This window comes from Galbitalea sp. SE-J8 (assembly GCF_030345695.1).
GTDB lineage: Bacteria > Actinomycetota > Actinomycetes > Actinomycetales > Microbacteriaceae > JAUASV01.
In genome coordinates this window covers 123305-142990 of the sequence record NZ_JAUASV010000005.1, presented here as the reverse complement: position 1 = coordinate 142990, position 19686 = coordinate 123305, and the positions used below count along the sequence as shown (strand labels likewise).

The 19686-nt window shown below is 71.3% G+C and carries 15 protein-coding genes; 3 read left to right on the top strand and 12 right to left on the bottom strand.

Annotated features, from left to right (window positions below; translation table 11 throughout):
- Positions 1 to 30: 30 nt before the first annotated feature.
- Positions 31 to 1221 carry an ROK family transcriptional regulator gene (locus QT381_RS05745; RefSeq protein ID WP_289247828.1) on the bottom strand — a complete coding sequence of 397 codons (1191 nt, stop codon included), beginning with the start codon at positions 1219 to 1221 and terminating at the stop codon, positions 31 to 33.
- 108 nt (positions 1222 to 1329) lie between these two features.
- Between QT381_RS05745 and xylA the strand changes: the two genes are divergently transcribed.
- Together xylA and QT381_RS05735 are read left to right on the top strand one after the other, a co-directional pair.
- A complete protein-coding gene (gene xylA / locus QT381_RS05740; protein WP_289247827.1) occupies positions 1330 to 2520 on the top strand; it encodes a xylose isomerase in 1191 nt (396 codons plus the stop codon).
- 49 nt (positions 2521 to 2569) lie between these two features.
- Positions 2570 to 3535, top strand: coding sequence for an acetylxylan esterase (locus QT381_RS05735; protein ID WP_289247825.1), 966 nt, complete (start codon positions 2570 to 2572; stop codon positions 3533 to 3535).
- A gap of 24 nt (positions 3536 to 3559) precedes the next feature.
- On the opposite strand, the gene QT381_RS05730 is transcribed toward QT381_RS05735, so the two are convergent.
- Genes QT381_RS05730 through QT381_RS05715 form a run of 4 tightly spaced genes read right to left on the bottom strand, consistent with a single transcriptional unit; the run spans position 3560 to position 9243 of the window.
- On the bottom strand, positions 3560 to 5998 hold the full coding sequence (locus QT381_RS05730) for a beta-xylosidase/alpha-l-arabinosidase (protein ID WP_289247851.1): 2439 nt from the start codon (positions 5996 to 5998) through the stop codon (positions 3560 to 3562).
- A 47-nt stretch (positions 5999 to 6045) separates the two neighbouring features.
- Positions 6046 to 6927: a carbohydrate ABC transporter permease gene (locus QT381_RS05725; RefSeq protein WP_289247850.1), complete on the bottom strand. Its 882-nt coding sequence runs from the start codon at positions 6925 to 6927 to the stop codon at positions 6046 to 6048.
- Positions 6927 to 7946 (bottom strand): carbohydrate ABC transporter permease, encoded by a 1020-nt coding sequence (locus tag QT381_RS05720; protein WP_289247824.1) that lies wholly within the window; start codon positions 7944 to 7946, stop codon positions 6927 to 6929. Before QT381_RS05720 ends, QT381_RS05725 begins: the two co-directional genes overlap by 1 nt.
- 10 nt (positions 7947 to 7956) lie before the next feature.
- The gene (locus QT381_RS05715; RefSeq protein WP_289247823.1) at positions 7957 to 9243 is read right to left on the bottom strand and encodes an ABC transporter substrate-binding protein; all 1287 of its coding nucleotides are present in this window, start codon (positions 9241 to 9243) and stop codon (positions 7957 to 7959) included.
- Between the two features lie 211 nt (positions 9244 to 9454).
- On the opposite strand from QT381_RS05715, the gene QT381_RS05710 reads away from it, so the two are divergent.
- Positions 9455 to 10486, top strand: coding sequence for a LacI family DNA-binding transcriptional regulator (locus tag QT381_RS05710; RefSeq protein ID WP_289247822.1), 1032 nt, complete (start codon positions 9455 to 9457; stop codon positions 10484 to 10486).
- Between the two features lie 34 nt (positions 10487 to 10520).
- Here QT381_RS05710 and araA read toward each other — a convergent pair whose 3' ends face one another.
- The 7 genes from araA to mmsA all read right to left on the bottom strand — a co-directional run bounded on the left by araA (position 10521) and on the right by mmsA (position 19684).
- Positions 10521 to 12035, bottom strand: a complete 1515-nt coding sequence (araA, locus tag QT381_RS05705; protein ID WP_289247820.1) for an L-arabinose isomerase — start codon at positions 12033 to 12035, stop codon at positions 10521 to 10523.
- On the bottom strand, positions 12032 to 12742 hold the full coding sequence (locus QT381_RS05700; protein WP_289247818.1) for an L-ribulose-5-phosphate 4-epimerase: 711 nt from the start codon (positions 12740 to 12742) through the stop codon (positions 12032 to 12034). Before QT381_RS05700 ends, araA begins: the two co-directional genes overlap by 4 nt.
- Complete coding sequence (locus QT381_RS05695) at positions 12739 to 14373, bottom strand: xylulokinase (RefSeq protein WP_289247816.1); 1635 nt, start codon at positions 14371 to 14373, stop codon at positions 12739 to 12741. Before QT381_RS05695 ends, QT381_RS05700 begins: the two co-directional genes overlap by 4 nt.
- A gap of 68 nt (positions 14374 to 14441) precedes the next feature.
- A complete protein-coding gene (locus tag QT381_RS05690; RefSeq protein ID WP_289247814.1) occupies positions 14442 to 15455 on the bottom strand; it encodes a LacI family DNA-binding transcriptional regulator in 1014 nt (337 codons plus the stop codon).
- Between the two features lie 111 nt (positions 15456 to 15566).
- Positions 15567 to 16679: a sugar ABC transporter substrate-binding protein gene (locus tag QT381_RS05685; RefSeq protein ID WP_289247811.1), complete on the bottom strand. Its 1113-nt coding sequence runs from the start codon at positions 16677 to 16679 to the stop codon at positions 15567 to 15569.
- A 63-nt stretch (positions 16680 to 16742) separates the two neighbouring features.
- The gene (locus QT381_RS05680; RefSeq protein ID WP_289247809.1) at positions 16743 to 18143 is read right to left on the bottom strand and encodes an ABC transporter permease subunit; all 1401 of its coding nucleotides are present in this window, start codon (positions 18141 to 18143) and stop codon (positions 16743 to 16745) included.
- Positions 18143 to 19684 carry a multiple monosaccharide ABC transporter ATP-binding protein gene (mmsA, locus tag QT381_RS05675; RefSeq protein WP_289247849.1) on the bottom strand — a complete coding sequence of 514 codons (1542 nt, stop codon included), beginning with the start codon at positions 19682 to 19684 and terminating at the stop codon, positions 18143 to 18145. The genes QT381_RS05680 and mmsA overlap by 1 nt, the downstream gene beginning before the upstream one ends.
- Between the last annotated feature and the right edge of the window lie 2 nt (positions 19685 to 19686).

Genomic DNA, 19686 nt, shown 5'->3' with positions numbered 1-19686 from the left:
CCGGCGACGACCGCGTCGCCGTCGGCGAGCCTAGCCGAGCACCGCGCCGCCCGGATCGGCGCCGGTCGGATCGGCGATGAGCGCGGCGAACACCCGCTGCGCGGCGCCGATCAGCAGCCGGTCGGAGCCGAGCGCCGCGGGCTCGATCCGCATCCCCTCGACCGCCGCCGGGATCGCCTGGGCGGCGATCTGCGCCCGCAGGTCGCCGCGATCGGTCTCGAGCAGCGTGGCCAGGAACCCGCCGAGCACGATGAGCTCCGGGTCGAGCACGTTGACGGCGTTGGCGAGTGCCGTGGACAGGATGCGGCGCTGACGCCCCAGCTCGCCGAGCGCCACCGGATCCGCGGTCGCGAGCGCGGCATCCGTCAGCGCCCGCTCGTCGCCGGGCTCGACACCGAGCACCTCGACGAGCCGCGCACGACTGACCTCCTGCTCGAGCTCGCCGAGCGGGGTTCGGCGGTCGTCCGGGTCGTGCACGCCGGGCCGGTTGTGGCCGAACTCCCCCGCGTAGCCGCCCGATCCGCCGAGCGCACGCCCGCCGGCGATGACACTGCCGCCGATGCCGCTCGCCCCGCCGTTGAGGTAGACGATGTCGTCGGCGCCGCGGCCCGCGCCGAACAGGTGCTCGGCGAGCGCCGCGCACGCGGCGTCGTTCGCCGCGACGGCGCGCAGGCCGGTGGCGCGCGCGACGAGGGCCGTGAACGGCACGTCGGTCCAGTCCAGGTGCGGCGCCCAGCGCACGACACCGTCGGAGGCGCGCACGAGTCCCGGCACCGCGAGCCCGACTCCGACCAGTCGCGCGCCCCCGGTCACCGACGCGGGCAGTGCCGCGATCTCCGCGGCGATGATCGCGGCCGCCTCCTCCGGGCCCGGGATCGCGCCGAGCGCACGGCGAACCCGGTGCACGACCCGCGCGCCGAGTCCGACGACGCCGATGCCGATCGCGTCGATCTCGGGGTTGACGGCGATCGCGAGGGGCGCCGGGTGCGGCGCGACGGTGAGCGACGGCCGGCCCACGCGGCGGGTCGCGCCGGGCCCGCCCTCCACGACGAGCCGCCGCTCGGCGAGGTCCGCGACGAGCGCCGCGACGGTCGACCGGTTGAGGCCGGTCGCGGCCGTGAGCTCGGCGCGGCTCAGCCCGCCGCTCAGGTGCACGCGCTCGAGCACGGCCGACAGGTTGCGCCGGCGCACGTCGTCGAGGTTGCTGCCGATGCGCGCCATGCGATCACAGTAGCCGCGGGATCGCTTGCGTCCGGGGCGATGAGCCGTAATATGTCCTTAGCAACAACAAACTGCGTCGCGGTGGCGACGCGAGACAAGGACGTCACGATGACCCCCACCCCCACGCCCGCCGACCGGTTCTCCTTCGGCCTGTGGACCATCGGCTACACCGGCACCGATCCGTTCGGCGGTCCGACCCGCCCGCCCCTCGATGTCGTGCACGCCGTCGAAAAGCTCGCCGAGTACGGCGCCTACGGCCTGACCTTCCACGACGACGACCTGTTCGCGTTCGGATCGACGGATGCCGAGCGCCGGCGGCAGATCGACCGCCTCACGAGGGTGCTCGCCGACACCGGCCTCATCGTGCCGATGGTGACGACCAACCTGTTCAGCGCGCCCGTCTTCAAGGACGGCGGCTTCACCTCCAACGACCGCCAGGTGCGCCGCTTCGCGCTGCGCAAGGTGCTGCGCAACCTCGACCTCGCGGCCGAGCTGGGAGCCACCACCTTCGTCATGTGGGGCGGCCGCGAGGGCGCCGAGTACGACAGCGCCAAGGACATCCGGCAGGCGCTCGAGCGCTACCGCGAGGCCGTCAACCTGCTCGGCGACTACGTCACCGACCGGGGCTACGACATCCGCTTCGCCATCGAGCCGAAGCCCAACGAGCCCCGCGGCGACATCCTGCTGCCGACGCTCGGCCACGCGATCGCCTTCATCGACTCGCTCGAGCGCCCCGAGCTCGTCGGCCTCAACCCCGAGGTCGGCCACGAGCAGATGGCGGGCCTCAACGTCGCCGCCGGCATCGCCCAGGCGCTGTACCACGGCAAGCTCTTCCACATCGACCTCAACGGCCAGCGCGGCATCAAGTACGACCAGGACCTCGTGTTCGCGCACGGCGACCTGCACAACGCGTTCGCGCTCGTCGACCTGCTCGAGTTCGGCAGCCCGGCCGGCGGCCCGACGTACGACGGACCGCGGCACTTCGACTACAAGCCGAGCCGCACCGAGGACGAGACCGGCGTGTGGGACAGCGTGCGCGCGAACATGGCCAACTACCTGATGCTCAAGGAGCGCGCGGCGGCCTTCCGCGCCGACCCCGAGGTGCAGGAGGCGCTCGCCGCCGCGAAGGTGCCGGAGCTCGCCGTGCCGACGCTCGGCGGGGACGAGACCTACGACGACCTGCTCGCCGACCGCTCGGCCTTCGAGGACTTCGATCCGAGCGTCTACCTCGGCGGCAAGGGCTTCGGCTTCGTGCGCCTGCAGCAGCTCGCCACCGAGCACCTGCTCGGCGCGCGCTGAGCGTCACACGCGACCGCGGCCCCGCGGACGTGCCCTACCGTGGACGCTGATGTTCACCGACGACCCGCTCGATCTCCTGCGCACCCGCGAGACCACGGCCGTCGAGCCGCCCGACCTCGACGCGTTCTGGGCCGGCACCCTCGCCGAGTCCCGCGCGCTCGCGGCACCGCCGGCCCTCGAGCGGATCGCGGGCCCGCTGACCGCGATCGACGTGTACGACGTGAGCTTCTCGGGCTTCCGCGGGCAGCGCATCCGGGCCTGGCTGCGCGTGCCCGCCGGCACGACCGGGCGGCTGCCGACCGTCGTGCAGTACGTCGGCTACGGCGGCGGCCGAGGATCCGCGATCGACGAGCTGGAGCTCGCGGCGAGCGGCTTCGCACACCTGCACATGGACACCCGCGGCCAGGGCTCCGGGTGGAGCACGGGCGACACCCCCGACGACGCACCGCCGTCCGGGCCGCAGGTGCCGGGCGTCATGACCAAGGGCATCCAGTCCCGCGACGACTACTACTACCGCCGGCTGTACACGGATGCCGTGCTCGCCGTCGACGCGGCGCGCGGGATCGAGCTCGTCGACGCCGATCGCGTGGCGGTGCGCGGCGGCAGCCAGGGCGGCGCTCTCGCGATCGCGGCGGCAGCCCTCGGCGAGGGCGTGCGCGGCGCGATCGTGCGCGTGCCGTTCCTCGCGGACATCCCGCACGCGATCGAGATCACCGACGCCTACCCGTTCCGCGAGGTCGTCGACTTCCTGCGCACGCACCGCACCCTCGTGGCGCCGACACTGCACACGCTGTCCTACGTCGACACGTCGCTGCTCGCCCGGCGCGCGACGATCCCCGCCGATTTCACGGTCGGGCTGATGGACGGCGTCACCCCGCCGTCGACCGTGTTCGCCGCGTACAACGCCTGGGCGGGGACCAAGGCGATGACCGTGTGGCCGTACAACGGGCACGAGGGCGGCGGGCTCGACGACTTCGAGCGCGAGGTGGCCTTCCTGCGCGCCGCGCTCGCCTGACCGGCCCGGGCCGCGCCGCCGGGCTCAGTCGCGCGACACGGGCTCGACCGGGGACACGCGCCACGTCACGAGCCGCTCGTCGAGCGGCGTCACGTCGTGTCGGCCGCCCGTGATCCGCACCGCGGCCCGCTCGGTCGCCGTGCCGGGGATCGTCCGGCCGATCGCGCGCCTGCCGTTCACGATCGCCCCGCCGGTGCTCTCGCCGATCTCGGACGCGGCGCGGGACGCCTCGGCGTGCGACGCGACCCACACCTCGACGTCGCCCGGCTCGACGGTGCGCACCATCCGCGGGTCGCTGAACGCGAGCCGCGTCGTCGGCACCGAGAACTCGACACGCGCCGACCGATCCGGCTCGAGCCGCACCCGCGCGTAGCCGAGCAACTGTGCGAGCGGGCGGGCGATCGAGGCGTGCACGTCGTGCCCGTAGAGCTGGACGACCTCGTCGCCCGCGAACGCCCCGGTGTTCGTGACGGTGACCGCCGCGGCGAACGACCCCCCGGCGGCGACCGCCGGATCGACGACGAGATCGGAGTACGCGAACGTCGAGTAGGACAGGCCGAAGCCGAACGGGCGCACGGGGGTCGAGTCGCTCGCCGACACGTCCGACGGCCCGCCCAGACGGGGGTGCAGGTAGGAGTAGGGCATCGCACCGGCCGACCGGGGCAGCGACAGCGGGAGACGACCGGACGGCGTGACGCGACCGGTGAGCACGTCGCCGATCGCGAGCCCGCCGCCCTCCCCCGGGAAGAAGGACTGCAGCACCGCGCCGGGGCGGGCGCCGTCGTCGTCGAGCGCCCAGCGGAGCACGTACGGCCGGCCGGTGAGCAGCACCATGACGACCGGGGTGCCGGTGGCGACGACCGCCTCGACGAGCTCGCGCTGCACACCCGGCAGGTCGAGCGATTCCGAGTCGTTCCCCTCGCCGACCGTGCCCCGGCCGAACAGGCCCGCCTGGTCGCCGACGACGACGATCGCGACGTCGGCGCCCGAAGCGACATCGACCGCCTCCGCGAAGCCGGACGTGTCGTCGCCCTCGACCTCGCACCCCCGGGCGACCGCGAACTCCGCCGCCGAGCCGGCAGCCTCGAACGCTCGCGCGAGGCCGTCGAGCACGGTCGGCATCTCCAGGCCGAGCGGGAGCTCGGGGTGGTGCGCGAGCACGTGGTTGGCGAACGAGTAGCAGCCCTGCAGCGCCTCGGCGCGATCCGCGTTGGGCCCGATGACGGCGACGCGTGCCGGCGCCCGCCCGGCGCCGAGCAGCGGCAGCACGCCGTCGTTCGACAGCAGCACGATCGACTCCTCCGCGAGGCGCCGCGCGAGCTCGCGGTGGCGCGGCGAGTCGAGGTCGACGGCGGTCGGCGGCTCGTCCCGGTAGGCGCCCGGCTCGAGGAGTCCGAGCTCCTCCTTCTGGGCGAGCGCGCGCAGCACCGCGCGGTCGACGTAGCGCTCGTCGAACGCGCCGGCGCGGATTCGGTCGGCGAGCGGCGCGAGATACGCGTCACCGCTCGGCAGCTCGACATCGACGCCCGCCTCGAGGGCGAGCGCCGCCGCCTCGCCGCGGTCGCGCGCGATGCCGTGCATGACCTCGAGGAACGCGACCGCGAAGTAGTCGGCCACGACGACTCCGTCGAAGCCGAGCCCCTCGCGCAGCACTCCCGTGAGGTATGCGGTGTTCGCGGCCATCGGCATGCCGTCGACGTCGTTGTACGAGTTCATCACCGAGCGCGCGCGCCCGTCGCGTACGGCCATCTCGAACGGCGGCAGGTAGACGTCCGCGATCGCGCGCGGTCCGACATCCGCGGGGCCGTGATTGCGACCGGCGCGCGAGGCCGAATAGCCGATGAAGTGCTTGAGCGTGGCGTGCACGCCCGCGCTCTGCAGGCCGCGCACGTAGGCGGTGCCGATCGTGCCCACGACGTAGGGGTCTTCGGCGATGCACTCGTCGACCCGTCCCCAGCGCGGGTCGCTGATGACGTCGAGCACGGGCGCTAGCCCCTGGTGGATGCCGAGGGCTCGCATCGATTCGCCGATCGCCGCGCCGACCTCGCGCACGAGCTCCGGATCGAAGGCCGCGCCCCACGCGAGCGGCGTCGGGAAGGTCGCGGCCGTCCAGGCCGCGAGGCCGGTGAGGCACTCCTCGTGCACGAGCGCGGGAATGCCCAGGCGGGTCTCGTCCCTGAGGCGACGCTGCTCGTTCCACAGCCAGGCGGCGCGCTCGACGGGCTCGACCGGCCGGGTGCCGTACACGCGGGTGAAGTGACCGATGCCGTTCCGGGTGATCTCGGACAGCTCGGCCGACGGCGCCTGCCCGGCGGTCATCTCGCTCTGCATCGGGGCGACCACCCCGTTCTGGTCGAGCCAGTACCCGACGAGCTGGGCGAGCTTCTCCTCGAGCGTCATCCGCGCGTGGAGCGCGCGCACGCGATCCGAGACAGCGGGCATCGCGGGAACGGGCCGGGTCATCCGGTGCTTGCCGTCGGCCGGAGCGCTCGACGGATCGACGGGCGAGGTCATCCCTTGACGGCGCCGGTAAGACCGCCGACGATGCGGCGCTCGAAGATGGTGAAGAAGATCAGCGCCGGCAGCACAGACAGCGACGTGAACGCGAGCACCTTGGCGGTGTCGACCGAGTACTGCGACGAGAACGCCTGCACCCCGAGCGGCAGCGTGAAGGTGGCCTCGTCGTTGAGGATGAACAGGGGCAGCAGATAGCTGTTCCAGCTCGCCACGAACGCGAGGATGCCGACCGTCACGACGCCCGGGAGCGAGAGCGGCACGACCATCCGCCAGAAGAACCCGAGCCGGCTCGCGCCGTCGATGAACGCCGCCTCCTCGATCTCGGCCGGGATGGCGCGGAGGAACGGCACGAGGATGATCACCGTGGTCGGCAGGCCGAACGCGATCTGCGGGATGATGACGCCCGCGAGGCTGTTCACCAGACCGAGGTCCTTGATCAGGATGTACAGCGGCGTGATCGCGACCGTCATCGGGAACATCAGCCCCGCCGCGAACAGCGAGTACAGCGCGCCCGTGCCGGCGAACCGGTAGCGCGCGAGCACGTAGCTCACCATCAGCCCCAGCACGACGACGCCGACGGTGGTGATGAGCGAGACGACGGTCGAGTTCGCGAACTCGCGCCAGAACGTGATCGACGTCAGCACGTCGATGTAGTTGCCGATCTGCCACGGGCTCGGCAGCCCCGACGGATCGGCCGTGATCTGCGAGTTGGTGCGGAATCCGCCCAGCACGATGTACGCGACCGGGGCGAGGCACACCGCGACGAGCAGCAGCGCGATGAAGTAGGTGACCGGGTTGCCCCACGCGACGCCGCGGGTGCGACGCGGCAGCACCGGCTTCCCGCCCGGCGTGGTCTCGGCGGCGAGTGCGGACATCATCGACGGCCTTCCGTGACGGCGCCCCGCAGGTCGCGGCGCAGGACGAAGCGCTGGTAGAGCAGTGCGACGACGAGGGAGATGACGAACATGACGACCGCGACGGCGTTGCCGTAGCCGAAGTTTCCGGCGCCGCGCCCCTCCTGCACCATGTACGTCGCCATGGTCGAGGTGCCCGCCGTCGACGACACGTACTGACCCCAGATGATGTAGACGAGGTCGAACAGCTGGAGCGATCCGATGATCGACAGGAACGCCCAGATCCGGATGGTCGGGCCGAGCAGCGGGAGCGTGATGGTCCACTGCGAGCGCCAGTAGCCGGCACCGTCGAGCGACGCCGCCTCGTAGAGCTCCTCGGGGATCGACTGCATCCCCGCGAGCATGAGGATGATCGCGAACCCGATGTACTTCCACGAGATGATCCCCATCAGGGTCCACAGCGCGAGGTTCGGGTCGGCCAGCCAGCTCGCCGCGAAGGCGTCGAGGTGCAGCTTCGCCAGCAGGTCGTTGACCGCGCCGGTGTCCTGGAGCATGAGACTCCAGCCGGTGCCGACGATGACCTCGGAGATGACGTACGGCACGAAGATGAGCACGCGGATGAGCGAGCGCCCGCGGATCTTCTGGTTGAGCAGCAGCGCGAGCCCGATGGCGAGCGGTCCCTGGATGACAAGCGACAGCACCACGATGAAGAGGTTGTGCTGCAGCACCTGCTGGAACTGCGGGTCCTGGAGGATCAGCAGGTAGTTCTGCAGGCCGACGAAGTCGGTCGGAACGCCGTAGCCCTTCCACTTGTAGAAGCCGTAGTAGGCCGCCAGGACGACCGGGAAGACCACGAACGCGACGAAGACGATGACCGCGGGCCCCGCCAGAAGCAGGACCTCGAGCCGGAGGCGCGCCCGACCGGTGCGGCGTCGCTCCGGCCGTGGCGAGGCCGGGGACGCGGTGACCGCGCCCCCGACCTCGGGCGTGCCCTGCAGCTCGTCGCCGACGGGTCGGCTCGTGCTCAGGGTGGTGCTCATGACTGGCTGCTCAGCCCTTCGCCGCGGCGTCGTTCGACTGCGACGCGATGTCGGCGGCCGAGCCCTTGCCCGCGAACAGGTCGACCACCGCGGTGTTCATCGCGTTGCCGACGTTCGCGCCGTACAGCGTGTCGAGGTACTGCGACACGAACCCGGACTTGTTGAACGCCTCGAGCGCCGAGACGTTGTACGGGTCGGTCACCCCGCTCTGGGCGTCCTTGTTCACCGGGATGGCGTTGAACGCCGTCGCGTAGGCCTCCTGCTGCTCCTTCGTGAGCAGGAACTCGAGGAACTCGGTCGCCTGCTTCGGCGCATCCTTCGACACGGAGTAGCCGTCGATGCCGCCGAGGAGAGCGGTCGGGTCGCCCTGGCCGCCGTCGATGGTCGGGAACGGGAACCAGCCGAGGTCGGGGAGCGGCTTCTGGTCGGGCGTGAGCGACGCGATCACGCCGGGGTCCCATCCGCCCATGAGCTCCATGGCGGCCTTATGGTTCGCAAGCAGACCAGCTGACGATCCGGCGCCCTGCTGCGCCGGGGTGGTCAGGAAGCCGTCGTTGAACGGATCGGTCGCGAGGAAGTCCTCGAGGTCCTCGCCGGCCTTCGTCCAGCACGCGTCGTCGAACGCGAGCGACTTCGCCGTCTCGTTCATGACGTCGCCACTGCACTCGCGCAGGGCGAAGTTGTAGTACCAGTGCGCGGCGGGCCAGGCGTCCTTCGCGCCGACCGCGATCGGCTCGATGCCGGCGTCCTTGAGCTTCTGGACGACGGCCTCGAGGTCGGAGAGCGTCGTGGGCGTGCCGTCGATGCCGGCCTGCGTGAACAGGTCCTGGCTGTAGTAGATGCCCTCGGGCAGGAAGTCGAACGGCACCGCGTAGACCGTGCCGTCGATCGACTCGCCCGCGAGCGCGGCCTCGCCGGCGTTGGCCGTGGCCTCGTCGCTCAGGTGGAGAGCCTGCAGCTGGTCCGCCTCGACCATGGCCTGCATCTTCCCGCCGCCGCGCTGCAGGAAGATGTCCGGTGCCGAGCTCGAGTTGAGCGCCGTCTGCAGCTTGCCGTCGAGGTCCTCGTTCTGGATCGACTGGACGCTGACCGTGACGTTCGGGTCCTTCTCGTGGTACGCCTTGGCCGCATTGGTGAAGAACTCGAGACCCGGACCGGTCGTCGAGTTGGTCCACACGGTCAGCGTGACGGTGCCGTCCGCGTCGCCCTGGTCGCTACCGCCCGCGCATCCGGCGGCGGCGAGGGCGACGCCCATGCCGATCGCGACCGTGGTCGCCCCGCGAAATTTCCTCTTCATTGGGGAACTCCTTGCTGTTGTCGTCATTGACTCGGTGATCGCGCCCTGGTCACGCAACCGGTGCTCGCTCCGCGGTGACGCTGCGGCCGATCGTGCCGTCAGGACACAACGTGCCAGACCGGAGCTGGCTTGTCAAACGATATCGATAACGTTTTCGATTCGCCCGTCCGCGTCGACCTGCCCGGCGTGGATCGGGGATATGGTGTTCGCCATGCCCCCCGACGCCGAGCTCTCCCCGGTCTCGGGCCGCACGACGATCCACGACGTGGCGCGCGCCGCCGGCGTGTCGGTGGCGACCGTCTCGAAGGTCATCAACGGCCGGTACGGAGTCGCCGCGTCCACGTTCTCGCGCGTCATGACGGTGGTGTCCGAGCTCGGCTACGAGTCGTCGCTCGTCGCGAGCAGCCTCCGGCGTTCGAAGACCAACGTGCTCGGCATCCTCGTCGCCGAGTTCGAGCCCTTCTCGACGGAACTGCTCAAGGCCGTCTCGGCGGCGATGTACGGCACGGACTACGAGCTGCTCGCCTACTCGGGGCCGAACTCCGACCGCGGCAACGTGGGCTGGGAGCGCCGCTCGCTCTCGCGCCTGGCCGGCACGCTCATCGACGGGGCGATCATCGTCACGCCGACCGTCACCATGTCGTCCACCTCGATCCCCGTCGTGACGATCGACCCGCACACCGGTCGCGGCGGTCCCGCGAGCATCGGCTCGGACAACGTCGCGGGCGCCTACACCGCGACGCGGCACCTCATCGAGCTCGGCCACCGCCGCATCGCCCACATCAGCGGCCGGCGCGACCTCGAGTCGGCGGAGCTGCGCGAGCTCGGCTACCGCCGCGCCCTCGAGGACGCGGGCATCCCGTACGATCCCGCACTCGTGCGCGACGGCAACTACCGTGCGCCACAGACCGACGACGCGGCGCGGGCGCTGCTCACCATGACCGACCGTCCGACCGCGATCTTCGCCGCCAACGACCAGTCCGCGATCCGCGTGCTCGAGATCGCCTCGGAGCTCGGCATCCGCGTGCCCGGCGACCTCTCGGTGGTCGGGTTCGACAACATCCCCGAGGCATCGGCGGCCGTGCCCCAGCTCACCACCATGGCCCAGCCGCTGCGGGAGATGGGCGCGGAGGCCCTCCGGATGCTGCTCGCGCTGCTCGGCGGCACCGACACCCCGCAGCACGTGCAGCTGCACGCCGAGCTCGTCGTGCGGGGCAGCACCGGTCCGGCGCCGACCGGGTGACCCGCGCGGCGAGCGCCGGGCGAGCCGATCCCGCCTACAGCCCCTGCGCGAGCCGGAAGTAGGCCGCGTTCGCGCGCAGCCGGTCCTCGAAGCCGCGCACCGTCGTCGACTCGTCGATGACGAGGAGCTCGATGCCCGCGATGCGCGCGAGATCCTCCCAGGCCTCGACGCCGACCTGGTTCGTCATGACGGTGTGGTGCGCGGCTCCCGCGATGAGCCACGCGGTCGCACTCGTCGTGAAGTCCGGCGCGGGCCGCCACACCGCGCGCCCCACCGGGAGCTTCGGCAGCGCCTCGGGCGGGGTCACGGTCGTCACGGCGTTCGCGACGAGGCGGAAGCGCTCGCGCTGGTCGCTGAGCGCGACCACGACGGCCGGTCCCGCATCCGCCGTGAACACCAGGCGCACCGGGTCGTCCCTGCCGCCGATGCCGAGCGGATGGACCTGAAGGCTCGGCCGGGCGGAGCTGAGCGACGGCGAGACCTCGAGCATGTGCGCGCCCAGGATGAGCTCCTCGCCCGGGGTGAGGTCGTAGGTGTAGTCCTCCATGAGGCTCGCACCGCCGGGCAGGCCCGCCCCCATGACGGCCGCGATGCGCACGAGCACGGCGGTCTTCCAGTCGCCCTCCGCGCCGAAGCCGTAGCCATCGGCCATGAGCCGCTGGACCGCGACGCCCGGCAGCTGCCTCAGCCCGCCGAGGTCCTCGAACGTGTCGGTGAACGCGGTCGCGCCGAGCCCCTCCAGCACCGAGCGCAGGCCCAGCTCGATCGCCGCGGCGTCGCGCAGCGACGCGTGCCGCTCCGCCCCCGGCAGCAGCGCCGGCGCGACGTCGTACTCGGCGAGATAGACCGCGACGAGCGCGTCGATGTCGGCATCCGTCTGCGCGTCGACCCGCTCGACGAGCTCGTTCACGCCCCAGGTGTTGACGCTCACGCCGAGCCGGATCTCCGCCTCGGTCTTGTCGCCCTCGGTCACCGCGACGCCCCGCATGTTGTCGCCGAAGCGCGCGACCCGCATGCCCTGGGACGCCGCCCAGCCGGATGCGGCGCGCGACCAGGTCGCGATGCTCGCGACGACCGCGGGGTTCGACGCGTGACCGACGACGGTCTTCCGCGGCACGCTCATCCGGCCGAGGAGGTAGCCGTGCTCGCGGTCGCCGTGCGCGGCCTGGTTGAGGTTCATGAAGTCGAAGTCGATGTCGGCCCACGGCAGCGCGACGTCGGCCTGCGTGTGGAAGTGCAGCAGCGGCTTGCGCAGCGCGTCGAACCCGTGGATCCACATCTTCGCGGGGCTGAAGGTGTGCATCCAGGTGATCACGCCGACGACCCGGTCGTCGGCGTTCGCGTCGATCATCGCCCGCCGGATCGCGTCGGAGCCGGTCAGCACCGGCCGCCACTCGACCGCCACCGGGATGGCGCCGTCGGCGAGCAGCGCGACGACCCGCCGCGACTGCTCGGCGACCCGGCGCAGCGTCTCCTCGCCGTAGAGCTCCTGGCTTCCGGTGAGGAACCAGACGACGTTCTCCCCGAGGTCCGGGATGACGGAGGTCATGCCATGGCTCCCGTCGGCTGCTGCCCGTAGACGTTCTGGTAGCGGTCGTACAGCCGGTCGATCGCCTCCGGGGGGATGGGCACGACCTCGCCGCCCTGCCGCGCGATGTGCACGGTGCGCGCGACATCCTCCGTCATGACGGCGGCCTTCACGGCGTCCCGCGCGCTCGTGCCGATCGTGAACACGCCGTGGTTCTGCATGAGCACGGCCCGCGAGCGGTGCCCGGTGAGCGTCGCGACGATGCCGCGGCCGATCGAGTCGTCGCCGATGATCGCGAACGGGCCGACCGGGATCGGGCCGCCGAACTCGTCGGCCATCGCCGTGATCACGCACGGGATCGGCTCGGCGCGCGCCGCCCACGCGACCGCGTAGGTCGAGTGGGTGTGCACGACCCCGCCGACCTCGGGCATGTTGCGGTAGACGTAGGCGTGCGCGGCGGTGTCGCTCGACGGACTGCGCTCGCTGCCCGGGCTGCCCGCGACCACGGTGCCGTCGAGGCGGCACAGGATCATGTTCCCGGGCGCGAGCTCGTCGTACAGCACGCCCGAGGGCTTGATCACGAACAGGTCGGCGCCCGGCACCCGGCCGGAGACGTTGCCGCCGGTCCACACGACGAGCCCGTAGCGCACGAGCTCGCCGTGCAGCCGCGCCACGTCGTCGCGCACGCGCGCGATGGCCGCTTCGGTCTCGGGACTGAACTCGTTCACGGGGTGCTTCCTTCCAGCACGGGCAGCGCGGCGATCGCGGCGCTCTCGACCGCGAGGCCGGCCGCATAGCGGTCGAGGTAGGCGGCGAAGCCCGCGACATCCGCGGGCACGGGGTCGACGGATGCCGCTTCCGCGCCCCCGAACACGGCCTCGCCCAGGTAGGCGGCGAGCCCGCCGCCCGCACCGCCGGCCACGGCGCGGCGGTAGGCGGCGAGCACCGCCATCCCCCAGGCGCCGCCCTCCGACGCCGTGCCGGCCACGGAGACCGGGGCGTCGAGGGCGGCCGCGAGGAAGCGCTGGGCGACGCCGGCCGTGCGGAACATGCCGCCGTGCGCGAACATCCGGTCCAGGCGCACGCCCTCGTTCGCGAGCACGCGCATGCCGATCGCGAGGGTGCCGAACACCCCGTACAGCTCGGCGCGCACGAAGTTCGCGAGGGTCAGCCGGCTGTCCGGGGTGCGCAGCACGAGCGGGCGGCCCTCCTCGAGCCCGGCGATGGGCTCGCCGGCGAGGTGGTTGTAGGCGAGCAGGCCGCCCGCGTCGGCCTCGCCCGCGAGCGCCTCGCGGAACAGCGTCTCGTAGACCGCGTCCGGGGACAGCCCCGCGCCGCTCGCGACGGAGAACCGCGAGAACAGCCCGGCCCAGGCCGCGAGCTCGCTCGCGCCGTTGTTGCAGTGCACCATCGCCACCGGGTCGCCCGCCGGGGTCGCGACGAGGTCGAGCTCGCGGTGCACGCTCGACAGCGGGCGCTCGAGCACGACCATCGCGAAGATGCTCGTGCCCGCGCTCACGTTCCCCGTGCGCGGGGCGACCGAGCTCGTCGCGACCATGCCGGTGCCCGCGTCGCCCTCCGGGGGAGCGCACGGCACGCCCGGCCGCAGCCGGCCGGTCGGATCGAGCAGTGCCGCGCCGGCCGCGCTGAGCTCGCCCGCGTCGGCCCCCGCGGGCAGCACCTCCGGCAGCAGCTCGCGCAGCGGCCCGAGTCCCCGCCCGGCGACGAGCTCGTCGTAGCTCGCGAGGATCGCCGCGTCGTAGTCGGCGGTCGCGGCATCCGTCGGCACCATCCCCGAGGCGTCGCCGATCCCGAGCACGCGACGGCCGGTGAGCCGGGTGTGCACGTACCCGGCGAGCGTCGTGATCGAGTCGAGCGCGTCGAGGTGCGGCTCGTCGTCGAGCACGGCCTGGTGCAGGTGCGCGATCGACCAGCGCAGCGGGATGTTGACGCCGAACCGCTCGCTCAGCTCGGCCGCCGCGACGCCCGTGCTCGTGTTGCGCCAGGTGCGGAACGGCACGAGCGGCTCTCCCGCCGCGTCGAGCGGCAGGTAGCCGTGCATCATGGCCGAGACGCCGAGGGCGCCGAACGTCACGGGACGGATGCCGTGCCGCGACTCCGCGTCGGCCACGAGCGCCGCGTAGGCGGCCCGCAGTCCGCTCCACACCGCGTCGAGGGAGTAGGTCCACCGCCGGTCGACGTACTCGTTCTCCCAGTCGTGGCCGCCGGTGGCCAGCACGACGGCCGGGTCGTCGGCGTCCGTGAGGCACGCCTTGATCCGCGTCGAGCCGAGCTCGATGCCGAGGGCGGTGCGCCCGGACGCGATCGCGTCGCGCCCGGTGGTCGTCGTGGTGCCCATTCGCGCTCCATCGTCGGGATCAGCATCATCGGGATGGGCGTGTGACCGTTCACACGCTGATCCCGACGTTACACCGGTCGGCGCGCGGCCGTCGACGACCGCGAGATGAGGCGCGGCAGCACGGGCGCGGTCTCCTCCGCGGCCGGGTCGCCGCCGAGCTGCGCCACGAGCGCGGCGATCGCGCGGCGGCCGACCTCCGCGAAGTCCTGGCGGACGGTCGTCAGCGGCGGCAGGAAGTGCGCGGCATCCGGGATGTCGTCGAAGCCGACGACGCTCACGTCGCGCGGCACGTCGACGCCGAGCTCCCCGCAGGCGTGCAGGAAGCCGAGCGCCATCTGGTCGTTGCCGGCGAACACCGCGGTGAAGTCCCGGTGCGCGAGCAGCTCGAGGCCCGCACGGTAGCCGAACTCCGACGACCAGTCGCCGACGATCGGCTCGCGCGCCGGCAGCCCGGCCGCGGCGAGCGCCGCGCGGTACCCGCGCACGCGACCCTCGGTCTCGCTCCAGTCGAGCGGCCCCGCGAGGTGCACGATGCGCTCGTGCCCCCGCTCGATCAGGTGGCGCACGGCGAGCTCCGCCCCCGCGACCTGGTCGACCGCGAGGCTGTGCCGGGGATCCCGCGCCGCCGCGTCGAGCGTGACGAACGGCAGGTCGAGACTCAGCTCGGCGACCACGTCGAACACGCGCGCCTGCGGGGCGGCGACGACGATCGCCTCCACCGCCTGGCGGCGTAGCACGTCGAGGCCGTCGCGGATCGCCGCGGCATCCGTCGACGCGAGGTAGGTGGTCGAGACGCCGTAGCCGGCGGTGCGCGCCGCGAGCTCGAGCGCGCCGAGCGACGCCGTCGGACCGTACAGCGCCTCGCCGTGCGTCGCGAGCACGCCGATGACGCCCGACCGGCTCGTGACGAGGGCGCGCGCGGCGGGGTTGGGCCGGAAGCCGAGCTCGTGCATCGCGGCGCGCACGCGCTCGCGCGTCTCGGGACGGATGCGCTCGCTCGCGTTGAGCACGCGCGACACGGTCTGGTAGGACACACCGGCGCGCGCCGCGACGTCCCGGATCGTCGGCGGCCGCGTCGTCATCCGCTCATTATGACGAGGCGACCGGTGGCCGGATCCCCGGCGGCGTCCGCGAACGCCGCGGGGCCCGGCCGCGCGAACGCGACCGGGCCCCGCGGGTGTGCCGATCCCGGGTTACTGCTGGGTCAGCGGGTAGAGCGTGTCGTTGTCCTTGTAGACCTCGGCGGCGTTGTCCTTCGTGACCACGACCGGGTCGAGGTAGAAGGTCGGGACCTTCTTCGATCCGTTGTCCTCGGTGGTGTTCGTCGTCGCGTCCTTGCCGGAGGCGAGGTCCTTGATCATCGACACCGTCTGCTCGACGAGCTTGCGGGTGTCCTTGTAGATCGTCATGTACTGGCGACCGTCCATGATGTACGGGATCGACGCCTTCTCCGAGTCCTGACCGGTGATGACGATCGGGCCGAGACCCGCGTCCTCCACCGACTGGATCGCGGCGCGCGCGAGGGTGTCGTTCGGCGACAGGACGCCGTCGATCTTCGTGTCACCCGTGTAGTTCTGGTTGAGCAGGGTGTCGAAGCGCTCCTGCACGTTGGCCGCATCCCACTTGTCGGTCTGCACCTGCTCGAACGACGTCTGCTTCGAGACCACGTTGAGCGTGCCGTCGTCGATCTTCGGCTGGAGGACGTCCATCGCGCCGTTGAAGAACACCTGCGCGTTCGGGTCGGTCGCGGCACCCGCGATCAGCTCGACGTTGTACGACTTCTGGTCGGGGAACTTCGCGGCGAGGCCGTCGAGCAGCGCCGTGCCCTGGTCCTGACCGACCTTGAAGTTGTTGAACGCGACGTAGTAGTCGACGTTCTCGGTGTCGCTGATCAGACGGTCGTAGCTGATGATCTTGACGCCCTGGGCGGCCGCGTCCGCGACCTGCGAGCCGAGCTGCTTGGCGTCGTTGGCACCGATGACGATGACCTTCGCGCCGCTCTGGATCATCGCGCTGATCTGAGCCTGCTGGTCCGGAACGGGCGAGGTCGAGCCCGCGTACTGCACGTCGGGCTTGAAGCCCGCCGCCGTGAGGTCGTCCGTGAAGATCTGACCGGCAATGGTCCAGTTCTCACTCGTCTTGTCGGGGAGGGCGACACCGATGGTCGAACCGGCGTCGAAGCCGGCCGAGGCGCCGTCGCCGTCGCCCCCGGTGCTGCCGCCGCGGTCGGAGCCGCCCGAGCAGCCCGTCAGGGCCAGGGCGGCCGCGGCCGCGATGGCCACGGATGTGAATACGAGTTTGCGCATCGTTGCATCTCTCTTCTCTGTGGTGGTGGTGCGGGGTGGGGCCGAGACCCCCTACGCCCGAACTCAGGCGTTCGGCGTAGTGCTGGAGGGCCGGGCGGATGCCTCGGCGGGGTCGCCTGTCGGGGCGACATCGGGTCGGTTGATGACGCCCGTGAGCGTCGGGCTCGCGTCCAGGTCTCCGCCGGGCCGACGGAAGCGGGCGATGAGCGAGCGTCCGCCCGACCGCTTGCTGACGACGTCGAGCGCGACGGCGACGAGCAGCACCAGGCCCTTGATGACCTGCACCTTGTCGCTCTCGACGCTCAGCAGCTGGAGACCGTTGTTGAGCACGGCGATCACGAGGCCACCGATGATCGAGCCGATCACCGTGCCGATGCCGCCCGAGACCGCGGCGCCGCCGATGAACACGGCCGCGATGGCGTCGAGCTCCCAGCCCTGTCCGTCTCCCGGACCGGTGCCGAGCGAGCGCGAGACGTACACGACGCCGGCGAGGCCCGCGAGCATCGACATGTTCATCATCACGAAGAAGTTCGTGCGCTTGATGTTGACGCCCGAGAGCTCAGCCGCGTGCCAGTTGCCGCCGACCGAATAGATGTGCCGCCCGGTCACGGTGCTGTTCGTGACGAACGAGTAGATGAGCACGAGGACGACGAGCAGGATGCCCGGTATCGGGAAGCTCGTCCCCGCACGGCCCGTGCCGAACAGGAACGTCGCGAACGCGATGACCGCCACGAGGAGCACGAGCTTGAGCCCGCTGACCCAGACGGGAGCGGATGCCGCGCCCATCTCGCGCTGGCGACGCCGCATCCTCAGCTCGTTCCAGATCACGGCGAGCGCAGCCAGGATGCCGAGGATGACCGTGCCGTTGCTGAACGGCAGATAGGGCGGGAAGTCGGGGATGTAGCCGCCGCCGATGAAGTTGAAGTAGTTCGGCACCGTCTGCGGCGTCGAGTTGCCGATCCACTGGTTGGCGCCGCGGAAGACGAGCATGCCGGCCAGGGTCACGATGAAGGCGGGGACGCCCACGTAGGCGACCCAGAACCCCTGCCACGCACCGACTATCGCACCGATCAGCAGGGCGAGCGCGATCGCGATCACCGTCACCACGACCGGCTTCAGGGCCGAGTCTCCCGCCCCCCAGGCCTGGTCGATGGCCTTGAGGGCGATGACCACGACGATGTTGACGAACGCTGCGACCGATCCGACCGAGAGATCGATGTGGCCGGCCACGATGACCATGACCATGCCGATCGCGAGGATGAGCACATAGGCGTTCGCCCGGACGATGTTGATCACGTTGCCCGGATCGAGCGTCTTCCCGCCGGTGAGCACCTGGAAGATGATGATGATCAGGACGAGGGCGCCGAGGATGCCGAACTGGCGAGCGCCCGAGGTGCCGGCCCCGAACATCTTGCCCAGGTCGCGGATGCCCCCGGACTTCGCGGGGGCTGTGCTGTCGGTCATCAGGCTGCGTCCTTCTTCGAGATCGAGGTCATGCTCTTCATGAGGGTCTCCGGGTCGGCCGTCGTCGCGGCCAGCTCATCGGTGATGCGGCCCTCGAAGATCGTGTAGATGCGGTCGGCGACGCCGAGCAGCTCGGGCAGCTCGGACGAGATGAGGATGATGCCCGCGCCCTGCTCGGCGAGCTTGCGGATGATGCCGTAGATCTCCGTCTTCGCACCGACGTCGATGCCGCGGGTGGGCTCGTCGAGGATGAGCAGGCGCGGATCGGTGAACATCCACTTGGCGAGGACGACCTTCTGCTGGTTGCCGCCGGACAGCTTGTTCACGCCCTCGAGCACCGTGGGCGTCTTGATGCGCAGCGACGTGCGGTACTGCTCGGCGACGTCGTGCTCGCGGTACGCGTCGATGCTGCCGAGCCGCTTGGAGGCGATCTTCTTGAGCTTGGCCGAGACCACCGAGGTCTGGATGTCGTCGAGCAGGTTGAGTCCGAGCGCCTTGCGGTCCTCGCTCACGTAGGCCAGCCCGTGCGCGATGGCGTCGCTGACGTTGTTGATGGTGACGGGCTTGCCGTCGATGAGGATCTCGCCGCTGATCTTGGTGCCGTAGGACTGGCCGAAGATGCTCATCGCGAGCTCGGTGCGACCCGCGCCCATGAGGCCCGCGAAGCCGACGACCTCCCCGGCGCGCACGGTGAAGCTCGAGTTCTTCGCGACGAGGCGCTCCGGGGTGAGCGGGTGCCGCACCGTCCAGTCGCGCACCTCGAAGAACACGTCGCCGATCGTCGATCCGTCGTGCGGCGGGAAGCGGTTCTCGAGCACGCGGCCGACCATGCCGCGGATGATGCGGTCCTCGTCGACCCCGCCGGCGGCGACGTCGAGCGTCTCGATGGTCTTTCCGTCGCGGATGATCGTGATCGCGTCGGCGATGGCCTCGATCTCGTTGAGCTTGTGGCTGATCATGATCGACGTGATGCCGCGGCCCTTGAGTCCGCGGATGAGGTCGAGCAGGTGCTGGGAGTCGCTCTCGTTGAGCGCCGCCGTCGGCTCGTCGAGGATGAGCAGCTTGACGTTCTTGTTGAGCGCCTTGGCGATCTCGACGAGCTGCTGCTTGCCGACGCCGATGTTCTTGATCTTCGTGTCGGGGTCGTCGTCGAGGCCGACCCGCGCGAGCAGGTCGACGGCGCGCTTGTGCGCCTCGACCCAGTCGATCGGGCCGCGGCGACCGCCGCCGCGGCGCGGCTCGTTGCCGAGGAAGATGTTCTCGGTGATCGAGAGCTCGGGGATGAGCGCGAGCTCCTGGTGGATGATGACGATGCCCGCGGCCTCGCTCTGCTTGATGTCGCGGAAGCGCACGACCTCGCCGTTGTAGACGATGTCGCCCTCGTAGGTGCCGAACGGGTAGACGCCCGAGAGCACCTTCATGAGCGTCGACTTGCCCGCGCCGTTCTCGCCGCAGATGGCGTGCACCGTTCCGGCGTCGACGCGCATCGTGACGTTGTCGAGCGCCTTGACGCCCGGGAACTCCTTGGTGATGCTGCGCATCT

What these genes read in the sequence shown, in the direction of transcription:
- QT381_RS05745 (WP_289247828.1), bottom strand. Translation starts at nt 1,221, where the DNA reads ATGGCGCGCATCGGCAGCAACCTCGACGACGTGCGCCGGCGCAACCTG.
- xylA (WP_289247827.1), top strand. Translation starts at nt 1,330, where the DNA reads ATGACCCCCACCCCCACGCCCGCCGACCGGTTCTCCTTCGGCCTGTGG.
- QT381_RS05735 (WP_289247825.1), top strand. Translation starts at nt 2,570, where the DNA reads ATGTTCACCGACGACCCGCTCGATCTCCTGCGCACCCGCGAGACCACG.
- QT381_RS05730 (WP_289247851.1), bottom strand. Translation starts at nt 5,998, where the DNA reads ATGACCCGGCCCGTTCCCGCGATGCCCGCTGTCTCGGATCGCGTGCGC.
- QT381_RS05725 (WP_289247850.1), bottom strand. Translation starts at nt 6,927, where the DNA reads ATGTCCGCACTCGCCGCCGAGACCACGCCGGGCGGGAAGCCGGTGCTG.
- QT381_RS05720 (WP_289247824.1), bottom strand. Translation starts at nt 7,946, where the DNA reads ATGAGCACCACCCTGAGCACGAGCCGACCCGTCGGCGACGAGCTGCAG.
- QT381_RS05715 (WP_289247823.1), bottom strand. Translation starts at nt 9,243, where the DNA reads ATGAAGAGGAAATTTCGCGGGGCGACCACGGTCGCGATCGGCATGGGC.
- QT381_RS05710 (WP_289247822.1), top strand. Translation starts at nt 9,455, where the DNA reads ATGCCCCCCGACGCCGAGCTCTCCCCGGTCTCGGGCCGCACGACGATC.
- araA (WP_289247820.1), bottom strand. Translation starts at nt 12,035, where the DNA reads ATGACCTCCGTCATCCCGGACCTCGGGGAGAACGTCGTCTGGTTCCTC.
- QT381_RS05695 (WP_289247816.1), bottom strand. Translation starts at nt 14,373, where the DNA reads ATGGGCACCACGACGACCACCGGGCGCGACGCGATCGCGTCCGGGCGC.
- QT381_RS05690 (WP_289247814.1), bottom strand. Translation starts at nt 15,455, where the DNA reads ATGACGACGCGGCCGCCGACGATCCGGGACGTCGCGGCGCGCGCCGGT.
- QT381_RS05685 (WP_289247811.1), bottom strand. Translation starts at nt 16,679, where the DNA reads ATGCGCAAACTCGTATTCACATCCGTGGCCATCGCGGCCGCGGCCGCC.
- QT381_RS05680 (WP_289247809.1), bottom strand. Translation starts at nt 18,143, where the DNA reads ATGACCGACAGCACAGCCCCCGCGAAGTCCGGGGGCATCCGCGACCTG.
- mmsA (WP_289247849.1), bottom strand. Translation starts at nt 19,684, where the DNA reads ATGCGCAGCATCACCAAGGAGTTCCCGGGCGTCAAGGCGCTCGACAAC.